The sequence below is a fragment of the Brachyspira hampsonii genome, from assembly GCF_001746205.1.
Taxonomy (GTDB): Bacteria; Spirochaetota; Brachyspiria; order Brachyspirales; family Brachyspiraceae; genus Brachyspira; species Brachyspira hampsonii_B.
Window position 1 is genome coordinate 610077 of the sequence record NZ_MDCO01000012.1, and the last position, 13774, is coordinate 623850.

The 13774-nt window shown below is 30.7% G+C and carries 9 protein-coding genes; 2 read left to right on the forward strand and 7 right to left on the reverse strand.

Annotation, left to right across the window (positions count from 1 at the left end; translation table 11 throughout):
- Positions 1–182: 182 nt before the first annotated feature.
- Genes BFL38_RS11690 through BFL38_RS11705 form a run of 4 tightly spaced genes read right to left on the reverse strand, consistent with a single transcriptional unit; the run spans position 183 to position 2774 of the window.
- Positions 183–737 carry a 2-oxoacid:ferredoxin oxidoreductase subunit gamma family protein gene (locus tag BFL38_RS11690; RefSeq protein WP_069727202.1) on the reverse strand — a complete coding sequence of 185 codons (555 nt, stop codon included), beginning with the start codon at positions 735–737 and terminating at the stop codon, positions 183–185.
- 14 nt (positions 738–751) lie between these two features.
- Positions 752–1486 carry a thiamine pyrophosphate-dependent enzyme gene (locus tag BFL38_RS11695; protein WP_069727203.1) on the reverse strand — a complete coding sequence of 245 codons (735 nt, stop codon included), beginning with the start codon at positions 1484–1486 and terminating at the stop codon, positions 752–754.
- On the reverse strand, positions 1483–2541 hold the full coding sequence (vorB, locus tag BFL38_RS11700) for a 3-methyl-2-oxobutanoate dehydrogenase subunit VorB (protein ID WP_069727204.1): 1059 nt from the start codon (positions 2539–2541) through the stop codon (positions 1483–1485). Before vorB ends, BFL38_RS11695 begins: the two co-directional genes overlap by 4 nt.
- A complete protein-coding gene (locus BFL38_RS11705; protein ID WP_069727205.1) occupies positions 2541–2774 on the reverse strand; it encodes a 4Fe-4S dicluster domain-containing protein in 234 nt (77 codons plus the stop codon). The genes vorB and BFL38_RS11705 overlap by 1 nt, the downstream gene beginning before the upstream one ends.
- 192 nt (positions 2775–2966) lie before the next feature.
- Here BFL38_RS11705 and BFL38_RS11710 point away from each other — a divergent pair, with 192 nt between their 5' ends.
- Positions 2967–5369 carry a tetratricopeptide repeat protein gene (locus tag BFL38_RS11710; protein WP_069727206.1) on the forward strand — a complete coding sequence of 801 codons (2403 nt, stop codon included), beginning with the start codon at positions 2967–2969 and terminating at the stop codon, positions 5367–5369.
- 914 nt (positions 5370–6283) lie between these two features.
- Here the strand turns inward: BFL38_RS11710 and BFL38_RS11715 are convergent.
- The 3 genes from BFL38_RS11715 to BFL38_RS11725 form a co-directional block, all read right to left on the reverse strand.
- Complete coding sequence (locus tag BFL38_RS11715; RefSeq protein ID WP_069727207.1) at positions 6284–7687, reverse strand: L-cystine transporter; 1404 nt, start codon at positions 7685–7687, stop codon at positions 6284–6286.
- Positions 7688–8193: 506 nt separating this feature from the next.
- Complete coding sequence (locus tag BFL38_RS11720; RefSeq protein WP_069727208.1) at positions 8194–10458, reverse strand: thiamine pyrophosphate-dependent enzyme; 2265 nt, start codon at positions 10456–10458, stop codon at positions 8194–8196.
- Positions 10459–10472: 14 nt separating this feature from the next.
- The gene (locus BFL38_RS11725; protein ID WP_069727209.1) at positions 10473–11507 is read right to left on the reverse strand and encodes a 2-oxoacid:ferredoxin oxidoreductase subunit gamma family protein; all 1035 of its coding nucleotides are present in this window, start codon (positions 11505–11507) and stop codon (positions 10473–10475) included.
- Between the two features lie 372 nt (positions 11508–11879).
- Between BFL38_RS11725 and BFL38_RS11730 the strand changes: the two genes are divergently transcribed.
- A complete protein-coding gene (locus BFL38_RS11730; protein ID WP_069727210.1) occupies positions 11880–13724 on the forward strand; it encodes a methyl-accepting chemotaxis protein in 1845 nt (614 codons plus the stop codon).
- The last annotated feature ends 50 nt before the right edge of the window (positions 13725–13774 follow it).

Below are 13774 nucleotides of genomic sequence, written 5' to 3' on the forward strand. Positions count from 1 at the left end.
GATTTAAAAATTTATTTAACGCACGATAAGTAAATATAAATAATATAGTTTTATTATTAATAATAATGAAATTAATTGAAAGTATTTATTAAACGTGCGTTAATGAATATTTATAATAAAAAACCTCAGCACTTTTGAAAGCACAGAGGTTTAAAATATTTTTATTTTTTAATTTATGTAACTCAAGAAACCAAATCTTTTACAGCATCTCTTCCTGCATTAAGAGCCTTTTCATTACTAGGAAGGAAATCTTTTTTACGCTCTCCGAATACTTTCAAAAATGCCTGCTGTACACTGTCGAATGATACCACATTATGAAGCGTAAGCAAAGCACCAAGCATAACCATATTTGCCGATTTAGGATTACCTATATCGCCCGCTATTTTATTTGCCTCAACATAAGCCGCTTTTATATCGTCTCTTGAGGCCTTTTTATCTATCAAAGATGAGTTTATTAAAAGTATCCCATTAGGAATAACATCTTTTTCAAATTTTGTAAGCGAAGGAAGATTCATAATAACAGCTGCATTGGCATCATGAGAAATTATAGGAGACCCTACAAGTTCATCACTTATAACAACAGAACAATTAGCAGTACCTCCTCTCATCTCAGGTCCATAAGAAGGACACCAAGTAACATGTTTATTTTCTATCATTCCGGCATAAGCAATCATCTGTCCCATAGACATAACACCCTGTCCGCCAAACCCAGCAAAAATAATTCTTTCTGTACTCATATATTCCTCCTTATTTAAGCATCATTTCTAAAATTACCAAGAGGATAATGCGGAATCATATAATCTCTTATCCACTTATGAGAATCTGTAGGAGATATTCCCCAGTTGGTAGTACAGCTTGTGAGCATTTCCACTATAGAGAAACCTTTTCCAGCAATCTGATTTTCAAAAGCTTTTTTAGTTGCTATTTTAGCCTTTCTAATATTAGCAGGACTGTCTAAAGAAACTCTCTCCACAAAAGCAGCACCTTCTATAGTAGCAAGCATCTCACATACCCTTATAGGTTTACCTGCTTTGTGAAAATCTCTTCCTGCCTGAGTAGTAGTAGTTCTTTGACCTTCCAAAGTAGTAGGAGCCATCTGCCCGCCTGTCATACCATAAATAGCATTATTCAAAAATATTACTGTTATATTCTCGCTTCTTGCTGCGGCATGTATTATTTCTGCAGTACCTATTGCTGCTAAATCTCCGTCACCTTGAAGCGTAAATACAACACTATCTGGAATAGCCCTTTTTATACCTGTAGCAACAGCCGGAGCTCTTCCATGTGCTGCCTGCTGCATATCACATGAAAAATACTTATAAGCAAGTACAGAGCATCCTACAGAAGCTATACCAACTGTTTTCTCCAATACCCCAAGTTCTTCTACACATTCAGCTATTATTCTCTGAGCAGTACCATGCATACAGCCCGGACAATAATGTGTCCTAGCATCACTCAATCCCTTTGATTTTTCGAATACTATCATATTAAACCTCCTGCCAAACTTATAACATTATCCATTATCTCATGAGCAGTAGGTACTAATCCTCCAGCCTTTCCATAGAATTTAACCGGAACTTTACACTCTATTGCAAGCTTTATATCATCAACCATCTGCCCCATACTCATCTCAATGCTTACATACATTTTGCAATTTGGATTATCAAATGCTTTAACGGGAAAAGGCCATAAAGTTTGAGGACGAATCATACCTACTTTTTTACCTTCTTCTCTAAACTTATCAACAACTCCTCTTACAATTCTTGACATAGTACCATAAGAAACAAATATAAGTTCTGCATCATCTGTAAAATATTTTTCTGCTCTTGCTTCTTTTTCTTTTATTTCATCATATTTTCTCTGAAGATGAAGATTATGTTCATATAATAATTCAGGCTCTAAATATAGAGAATTAATAATATTATTTTTTTCTCTTTTTCCCCTTTTTCCGCAAGCAGCCCAAGTCTTTTCTTTTATCTCATATTTAGGTTTATAAATAATTTCTACAGGCTCCATCATCTGACCAATATATCCGTCAGCAGCAACATACACAGGAGTTCTATAATGATCCGCTATATCAAATGCTTCCATTATCATATCAGCTGCTTCCTGTAAATTGGCAGGTGCTAAAACAGGGCAATTATAATCGCCATCTCCTCCCCCTCTAGTCATCATATTATAATCGCTTTGTGAAGGCTGTATACTTCCAAGTCCAGGTCCGCCTCTCATAACATTAAGTATTACTGCAGGAACTTCAGAACCTGCCAGATATGATATACCCTCCTGTTTTAAAGCTATACCCGGCGAAGAAGAAGAGGTCATAGCCCTCACTCCGGCTCCTCCTGCCCCATAAACCATATTAATTGCTGCCACCTCACTTTCTGCCTGCACAAATGCCCCGCCTGATTCATACATAGCTTTTGACATAAACTCCGGTATCTCATTCTGCGGTGTAATAGGATACCCAAAAAAACATTTACATCCTGCCGCAATAGCCGCACTAGCCATAGCCTCATTTCCTTTCATCAATGTTCTAGCCATTATTTACTCTCCTCTTTATCTAGCCTTTCAACCATTATACATATATCCGGACACATCATTGCACAATTAGAACAGCCTGTACATTTTTCCATATCAGTAACAGCTGCTGGATAATACCCCCAAGAATTCATATCTTCTTTATCTAAATACAGTATCTTAGTCGGACAAACCGATATGCAGTTAGAGCATCCTTTACATTGTTCTCTATCAATAGTAACTCTGCCTTTAGCCATATATCCTCCTTCATTGATATTAAACTTTAATATAATAAAAAATATTCATATGTTAAAATTTAATCTAAAAATTAAAATAAATCAATGAATAATATTAACTATTATTTATGAATAATATTAACTATTATATATAGTAATTATTATATTTTTGTATATACTTATAAAAGTAATGTATTATTGGAGTTATGATTAATGAATATAGATGATAAAAGGAATATAGAAAGATTATTTGATTTGGGACATCATGCCTTCATAAGTAAAGATTATGAAAAATCAATAGAATATTTAAATGAAGTTATAGATATATACAATAAATATATTATTGCATATTCAGACAGCGAATTTATCATATATAGCAGTTCTTATGATAATGAAGATGATGAAGAAGGTAAAAATATAAGCGATGAGGAAATAAACAATACTCATGATACTTTAGTGGATGCATACTACAATAGAGGACTATCATATTTTAATTTGAAAAACTATGAGGAGGCTATTAAAGATTTTGATAAAGTTATAGAATTGTCTCCAGAAAAATCTAATGCCTACTATAATAGAGGGCATTCAAAATCATATTTAGGAAGATATGAAGAAGGAATTAAAGATTTTAAAAAGGTTCTGGAATTTAATGACGATGATGCTGAAGCTATATACTATATAGGATTAGGATATTTTTATTTAGGAAGATATCAGGAAGCTATAAGAAACTTTGATATAGCTTTGTTGCTAGATGATGAAATTGATGATGCATACTATTACAGAGGTCATTCCAAAAGATATCTCAATATGTATGAAGAAGCATTATCTGATTTCAATAAAATTGTAGAATTAAGATATGATGACAGTGATTCATATTATTCCAAAGCTTTAACAGAATTTTTTCTAGGATTATATGAAGATGCGATTAATGATTTTAACAAGGCTATTGAATTGGATAATCATTTTTCTAATGCTTATTATTTTAGAGGGCTTACTAAAAACAGTTTAGAATTATATAAAGATGCTATGGACGATTATAAAAAGGCATTAGAATATGCAGATGATGACAATATCATCAATATCTATAATGATATGGGACTTCTTGAATATAAATTAGGAAATTATAGATATGCAATTAATTATTACACTAAAATGATAGAAATTAATGATGATATATATTATTCATATTATAATAGAGCATTAGCTGAAGAATCCTTACAATTATATGAAGATGCATTAAAAGATTATAATAAGGCTATAGAATTAAATCCTGAAGATACTTATTCATATAATAATAGAGGGCTTATAAAAAATGAAATGCAGATGTATGATGAGGCATTGGAGGATTATAATAAAGCTATAGAGCTTGAGAAAGATGATGCTTATTTATACAATAACAGAGCCTTATTAAAAGGAAGAATGCATTTATATAAAGAGGCTATAAAAGATTTTGATAAGGCTATTTCAATATATGACGGCGACAGTGAGTTTTATTATTATAGAGGACTTACTAGCTCATATTTAAATGAATTGGATGAAGCTTTAAAATATATAAATAAAGCTATACAATTAGACCCTAAGTATATTAATGCATATAATGAGCGGGGGCTTATAAATTATAGAAATAGACATTATAATTCGGCTATTGAAGACTTCAAAAATGTAATAGAGCTTGACAATGAAAATGTATATGCTAATTATCATTTAGCTTTATCTTATGATACTTTAGAAGAATATGAAACAGCTTTGAAATATTATACAAAAGTCATTGAACTTGAGCCGAATACTACTGATGCATTTTATAATAGGGCTTTAGCAGAAATTGAAATGGAATTATACCATGAAGCTATAGAAGATTTTTATAAAGTAATTGATATCGATAGTAATATAATAGATGCTTATTTCAATATAGGTATATGTTATGATTATTTAAAAGAATATCAAAAAGCTATTGAATGCTATACCAAAGTAATTGAAACTGATAATTATTCTATTGATGCTTATTATAACAGAGGATTAAGTAAAGTAGGGTTAAAACTTTATAATGAGGCTTATGAAGATTATATAAGAGCTTTGGAAATTAATCCTAAATATGCTAATGCCTATAATGGAATAGGTTTTTCAAAAACAAAATATTCAAACAATGAATTTAAAAACGGAAGCATTCAAAGATCTATAGATTTACTTAAAGATGCTTTACTATATTATGAAAAAGGATTGGCATTAAAAATAGATGATAATTTAAATAATGCTTCTATTTATGACAGTATGGGATACAGCACAACTAAATTAGCTAATATATATCTGTCAATGAAAGATTATGATAATGCTTATAAATATTATAATGATGCTTTATTATGTTTTAGAGAGGCTTTAAAGTTAAATAGTAAGCATGCTTTAGCCAATAACAGCATAGCATACATATATATACAATTAGATAAAATGAATAATAAGTATAATATTTTTAATAAAGATGCGTATGAATATTTTTCTAATGCTTACAGTTTTGCCAAAAAAGATGATAAAAAATTAATAAAAAAATGTATTGTGTCCTTAGCCAAAGAAAAAATAAAAACTGCTGAAGAGTTTTGTATTAAAAATAACATAGAGTTTTAATATTTGTATTAAAAATATAAATTAAATCTTATGTTGAATAAATTTAAAATTTAATCAAAACTTGGGCGGGTGCTTTAATTTCTAATTAGTCTTTAAATATAAATAAGTTAAAAATTGCAGATTATAACTATAAAAATAAAAGGGCGGGGTATGTAAATTAAGTTTTAAACTTTAATCACATTTGCCCACCCTTTAGGCTTTTAAATATTATCAGTAATTTCTAAATTATTTTTCCTTTTAATTTTACATGTTATTTTAGCTTCCCACCCAAGATTTTTTTAATTTGTTGTATTATTACCGCACGCAAAATAGAATTAGGAATATAAATTTATTTGTAATTCAAATTTCATTATATTATAAATTTTATTAACCATGCGTTAAATATTTTTTTAATTTACATAACACTTGGGCGGGTGCTTTAATTTCTAATTAGTCTTTAAACATAAATAAGTTAAAAATCGCAGATTATAACTATAAAAATAAAAGGGCGGGTATGTAATAAAAGCTTTAAAATTTATTTTCACTCCCACCCTATAGGTTTATTGCTTAATTATGAAATCAAAATTTTATTTGCCTTTTTACTTTATTATAAATTATTAATGCCCACCCTAGTTTTAATTAGGTTTAAAACATTCAAAGCACACGCAGAAATTATTTTTTAGCATAGTCAAATTTTTATTGTTAATTAACTCTATATATTTTGTTTCTTTTACCGTGTGCTGAATTGGCAGCAAATTTAAATACATTTGGGTGGGTGCTAATAAATGTTATTTAATCACAAAACAATATGAAGCTAAAATTTAAAATAAAGCAATAAACTCTAAAGGGCGGGGTATGTAATTAAAATAAAAAAATAGGTATTCCTTTTATTTTGGAATACCTAATAATTTTTATAATACTATATCTTTAATTAATTACATAGCTTCTGCTTCATTAGAACCGGTATTATCATTGGAATTGAATTTATCCATATCCACTTCTTTACAAATTTTTCCTGTAACAGCAGCGGTAACCATACCATCATTAACATTGAGCATAGTTCTGCCCATATCAATAAGAGGCTCTATTCCCAAAAGTATAGCCACAAGTCCTACAGGAAAACCTAAAGCAGAAAGTGTAATCAAAGCAGCATTTGTAGCACCCCCTCCAACTCCAGCAATACCGAAACTTCCTATAGCAATTATAACAACAGCTTTTATTAAGAATGCAGGTTCAAGAGGATTAATACCCAAAGTAGGTGCTATCATAGCAGCAACCATAGCCGGATAAATACCAGCACATCCATTTTGTCCTATAGTTACAGCAAGCGAAGCAGAAAGGTTTGAAACGCCTTCGGATATTCCCATTTTATCTTTTAAAGCAGAAACAGTTAAAGGTAAAGTACCAGCACTTGTTCTTGATGAAAAAGCAAATGTTAAAACTGTAAAAGCCTTAGAGTAGTATTTAATAGGATTGTATCCGAATATAATAAGTATTATACTATGAACTATAAGCATGATAATTATAGCTAAATAAGATGCTAGAAGGAATTGTCCTAATTGAGCAAATGCATTCAAATCACTAGCAGCCATAAATTTAGCCATAAGAGCAAGTACGCCATAAGGAGTTAATTTCATTACAAATGCAACTATCTTCATCACAACATCATGCAAAGCCTGCATAATTTTCAAGAAAAAATCAAAAACATCTGGTTTTTTATTTCTAAGTCCCAAAGCAGAAGAACCTACTAAAGCGGCAAAAAACACAACAGAAAGTGTAGGAGAGCCTCCCATACCAGCTAATGCTGCAAATGGATTTGTAGGTATAATATCTAATAATTGCTGCGGAACAGGTCTTGAAGAAAACTGCTCTAATTTACCTTCATAGTTAGAAGCACCCTGAGAAATATCTCCTACTATAGATTGAAGTTTTGAAGCATCTAAACCAAATCCCTTAGCTGTTAAAAATCCTACTAAAGCTGATATAGCTGTTGTTACCATTAGTACGGCTATAATTATAATAGTCATTTTACCTAAATTATTGCTGTTTCCTTTTATGTTAAGGATCGCCATAGTAATAGAAACAAAAATTAAAGGCATAACCAACATTTGAAGAAGTCTTACATAACCATTACCTACTACATTATACCAGACAATACTTTGATTTACTATTTCCATATTTGAAGAATAAACTTTTCTAAGTATGAATCCCAAAGCTAACCCTAAAACTAAAGCAGATAATACTCTGATAGTAAAATTCAGATGTTTTTTCTGCATAAAATATAATAGTGCTATTAAAGCCAATAGTACTACAATGTTAATTACAACATAAAGTCCCATATATAATTACTTCCTTTTAATATTTTGATGCATTCTAATATAATATAGTTTTAAAAAAATTGATAGTGTTATAATTCAAGTATATTTAATTAATAGTAAATAAAATTTATAAGTATAAAGTTATACCAAATGCGATTAACTTTTGAAACTTATTTACATACCCCACCCTTTAAAATTTTTTTATCTAATTTACAGATTTTAATATTAATTAAATTTATTATTCTATCATAAATTTAGATCCCACCCAAATGTTATTTCAATAAAAAATATATTTAACGCACGTTTAGTTTATTATTTTTTTATAGTTGAAATTATATTTTTAATTAATATACATTTGTAATTTTATTCTGCGTGCGGTGTTAATTATGACAAGTTTTAATTTTTATTTTAAATTAAAAATGTAATGGTTTGGTCTATAATAAAAAGTAAAAAATAACGGCTGCTAACCTCAAAGATTAACAACCGTTACTATATATAATCTTATTCTATTTCTAGCTTTTAACTAATTATAGAAGAGGACTTTCATGCATAGCTTTTAAGCGATACCATCTTCTATCAACCTCTTTTTGGAATGCTTCAAGAAGCTCTGGGTGTTTAAGAAGGTGTTTAGTTTTACCCATCATTTTAAGCCATTCGCTAACAGGCTGTTTTTTATCATCAGCTACCATATTAGTGATAGTAGTGATACCATGTTCAGATTCATATAGAGGGAAGAAACAGCAGTCAACAGCAGCTTTAATAACATCTTTACCCATATCATCAGGAGATTTCCAGTTTAATGGACAAGCAATAAGAAGTTTAACAAAAGCAGTACCATGATGATTAGCATACCATTGAGCTTTAGCAGCTTTTTTAACTAAATCTAAAGGATAAGCCTCACAACCAGTAGCAACATAAGGTATATGACAACCAGCAAATATTTGAGCTACATCTTTGTGATTGAATTGTTTACCCACTTCAGCTTTACCAACATTAGAAGTAGAAGTTCTGTGTCCTATAGGAGTAGAGAATGATAATTGGTTACCAGTGTTCATATATCCTTCATTATCGTATTCTAATATAATCATTTTGTGATTTCTAATAGCTGCACCAATAGAAGGTCCCATACCTATGTCATGACCGCCGTCACCAGTAATCATTATGAAAGTAGGATCTTCCGGTCCATCGATTTCACCTCTTCTTTTTCTTTCATGATACATCTCTACGATACCAGAAAGAGTAGCTGCACCGTTTTGGAACAAGTTGTGAACATAAGTAGTTCTGTAAGAGCTGTAAGGATAGCCTGTAGTAACAACCATAGAACATCCTGTATGTACTAAAAGAACAACTTCACCTTCAATACCTTTTAAGAAAGTATTAATACCAGAGAATATACCGCAGCCGTTACAAGCACCATGACCTTGAGCATAACGATAAGCCTTGCCTGTTAATTCTCTAAGAGGCGGAACTTTAACATCAAGTTTATGAGTTTGTTCATTCATAGTAACAACGATACCAGATTTTTGGCTTTCCAAAGTAAGAGGTTCATGTATAGGTTTCATTTCTACACCTTCATGACCCATATATTGTTCTAAGTAAGAGTGTTTTACAACAGAACCCGGATTAGCTAATTCTTTTAGACCTAATTCAAATAACTCTTTAGCTTTTTCTAAAGTAAACTCAGTACCGCCAAGACCAAATACTCTGTCTATAATAGAAGTTTTGTTATTAGGATCATTTTTAAGAGCAGCTCTGATTTCAGTAGACATGTTGCCGCCCATACCAGAATATGAATCTTGTCTGTCACCTACTACTACAACTTTAACATTAGTAAGTAATTTTTGTAATTCTTTTTCAGGGAAAGGACGAATTTGAGTAATAGCAAAAGCACCTATTTTAAGACTAGGATTAGCTTTTTTCATTTCGTCAACAGCTAAAGTAAGAGTTTCATAAGCAGATCCGCAGATCATTACAGCTACATCGGCATCTTCCATTTGATAAGTTTCTATAGGCTCATATTTTCTTCCAGAGAAAGAAGCGAACTCTTCAAATACATCTAATATAATAGCACGAGAATCTTCTAAAGCTTGAGAAAGCTGTAATTTACTTCCTGTTAATTCATCTTCGTTCATGTAAGGTCCAATTGTAACAGGATTTTTTCCTGGTTCAATAGAAGTAACTTCAGGAGTATAAGTACCTAAGAAGTCTTGAACATCTTTATCATTTTTGAAAAGGTGAATTTTTTTCTTTTGGTGAGAAGTGAAGAAACCGTCAGAAGAAACTATAATAGGTAATTTAGCTCTTTCAGCGATTTTTAAAGCAAAGATATTGAAGTCATAAACCATTTGAGTAGTATGAGCCATAATGATAATCCAACCAGTGTTAAGAGCCATCATTATGTCAGATTGGTCACATTTAATATCTAGAGGACCAGAAACAGTTCTGTTTACAACATTTAATACCATAGGGAATCTAGTACCTGATTGTACAGGTAATTGTTCCATAGCATAAAGAAGACCGTTAGCAGAAGTAGCATTGAATACCCTACCTCCTGCAGTAGTAGCACCATAACATATACCAGCTGCACCATGTTCACCATCACCAGGGATCATGCAAACAGTATGTCTTCCATTAGCTTTCATTTCATCCAAATACTCAGCAATCTGAGTAGAAGGAGTAATTGGGTAATAACCCATAACGTGATAATTAATTTGAGCGGCTGCAATGGCTGCTAATTCATTACCACTTTCAAGTATGTTTTCTTGTTCAGCAAGATTATATTTGTTAGCCATTTATTCGCTCCTTATTATTTATGATAACGACTGTATGTAAGTTCTGGAACATTACATTCTGCTTCTACTTCTATTCTTAAAGCTTGATCTTCTTTAGCAGGTGCTTTAGGAGCATAAGGTCCTTTAGGGCAAGCTCTAACGCATTTCAAACAGCCTTTACAATATTGATAATCAATACCCATCATGTTCATAGCTATTTTATTAGGATCTTTTCTGTCTGGACCTTTTTCCCAAACAACGCAAAGATCCGGACAAACTAATTCACATTGAGCACAATCAATACAGTTTTTAGGATTGAATACAGGAATATGACCGGTACGAGTTACTTGTAAATCTTTTAAAGTAGAGTTACCAGCAGCATTTATATAACCGCCTGTTAATTGGTTATTTTTACCATATACAGGTTCTGGTTTTTTATAAGGTATATAAGGATATTTTCCGTCTGCAGGGAAATCTTTAACTACAGATTCACTTCCGCCTTTTCTGAAAGCTTCAATATTAGGTTCTACTAATTCAGCTTTTTTACCGCCGAACTGTTTTCTAATTTGCTCTTCAAATTTAGCAGAATCTATGAAATCAAGCTGATTAACCATAGCACCCATTATGATGGTATTAGCTGCTTGTGAAGGAAGTTTTAAATCATTAGCGATTTTTATAGCATCAACACAAACTACTTTACCGCCATGAAGTTTAGCAAAGTCTCTTGCTTCATCTGGAGTTTTATTAGTATTGAAAATAACGATAGCATCTTCTTTAACACCTGCTAATGTTAGAGGATTTTTAAGAAGATTCATGTGGAACACTGCCACAACATGCGGTTCTTCTACTGTAGAGTTTACTCTAACTTCATTCTCAGAAAATCTTACGAAAGATTTTACTGGAGAACCTTTTTTTTCTGAACCATAACTAGAGAATGCAGCACCATAGAATCCTTGAGATAAAACGCCTACTTCTGCAAGCATTTTACCAGCACTATTAGCACCCATTCCGCCTATACTTTCGAGACGAATCTCGAAAAAGCCTAAATCATTGACTTTTGGGAGTTTCACGATTTTCTTCTCCTTTATTTAATTAAAATGAGATTTTGGGAATAAACATTAAAAGCATACTAAGTTTATAAAATTAATATACTGTCAATGTTTATATATTGTACTATAAATAAGATAAAAGTCAAACTAATTATCATTATTTTAATATATCATTGTGTATATTTTTATTTAAAAAGTATCTTCTATATTTGTAAAACATAATAAACAAATATATGATTAATAAAAATTTGACATACTATATTTTAATTACTATACTATATGTAGTATAATAATTAATTTCACTATTAGTAATAAAAATTGAGCCTGTTTAAGAATACTATTAAATTTTTACATTAAAAATTAATTTTATAAATAATTTTTTGGGGTATATTTATGAAAAAGAAGTTCAATAGTTTAAATGTTCAAATACCAATAGTAGTTAATACATTTATAGCTGTTCTTTTAATTGTGTCCATATCTACTTTAGTACAAATGTCAAAAAAGGCTATAGATAAAGCCTCTTATGACGGATTTGCAACTACAATAAAGGGATATTCAACTTTTTTTGACTCTTTAGTTGAAAATCAATTAATATTATCAGATACATATTCATCTTTTACATTTGTTATAAACTATATGCAAAATAGAGATCCTGAAGGCGAAGCTAATATGCTTACCGTATTAAAGCTAATGTCTGCTAAAAATCCGTATGTAAAAAGTTTAGCACTATTAGAAAAAGACGGTACAATACTAAATGATTCAAACGGCGATAATACGGATGTAGGAAAAAATGTATCTAGTTTATACTCTGATTTATGGAAAAAATATGATGCTGTAAAAAAACCTACCCTATCAGATTCTATATATAAAGACTCTGATGAAAAATGGATAACAGCTATTATTTCACCAATAAATTCAAGAACTGATAATTCATATTTGGGAGCATTACTAGTAGTATTAGATTGGCAGAAGGTTATAGATGAAGTATCTGAAACTGCAGGCGAAGTTCTTACTCATTGGATAAGATTATGGGTATTTAATAAAGATACCTTACTTGTAATGCATAATGTACCTAGCGAGGTTGGTAAACTTGCTCCTGCAGAGGTAAAAACAATTGTTAATAATACAGAAGGAAAATTAGAATTCCAAAATGATGGTATGACTAAAGTTTGTTTATATACAAGCATTAAAAATCAGCCTTGGCATGTAGCTTTCTCTATGCCTTTAAGTTTTATTGAACAGCAAAGCAGTAAAATATTAAAGATTGGAATTATGATAGGAGTCATAGGAATAATATTGAGTTCTATTATAGGATTCTTATATATAAAAAATATTATTAGTCCTTTGAAAGTTCTTGTAGAAGAAGCAAAAGAAATGTCTAAAGGTGAATTTATACTTAGAAATTTTAAATTTAAGAAAAATGAAATTGGTGATATAGCATACTCTTTTAAAGATATGAGAAATGCTTTATCAAAAATAATTAATGAAGTTAATAATACTTCAGAAAAAATAAATAATGCTGCACTGAATCTGACAAACGGCAGCGATGATTTATCAGCTAGAACAGAAGCTCAGGCATCTAGTTTAGAGGAAACTGCTTCCGCTATAGAGCAAATGGCTTCTACTATAAAATCTTCCGCTTCGCATTCTGTGGAAGGAAATGATATGATGATAGCTTCTAAAAAGGCTGTAGAAAACGGAGCCGGTGTAATTTCTGAAACTACTAGAAACATAGAAGAAGTTTATGAGGCAAGTGAGAAAATAAAAAATATTACAAAAACTATAGAAGATATAGCTTTTCAAACTAATATACTTGCTTTAAATGCTTCTGTAGAGGCAGCAAGAGCTGGAGATCAGGGAAGAGGTTTTGCTGTTGTGGCTTCTGAGGTAAGAAACTTAGCTCAAAATTCACAGTCATCTGCTAAAGACATAACATTGCTTATAGAAAATATCTATGAAAAAATTAATAAATCAGCTGAAACTGCAAGAGAATCACAATCCATATTCAATGATATACAATTAAAAATAGATGGAACAGCAAAAATAATGCAGGAAATAAGTACAACTGCCGTAGAACAGCAGACAGGCGTAGATCAGGTTAATATCGCTGTTTCAAAAATAGATGGAATAACTCAGCAAAATGCTGCTTTAGTTGATGAAACTGCAACATATGCAAAAGAATTATTAGAACAGTCAGAAAACTTAAAAAGTATTATGACTTTCTTTAAAATGGATTAATATTTATTTTTTATCAGATATGAAATTTATTTACGAAATAATCTTTACTT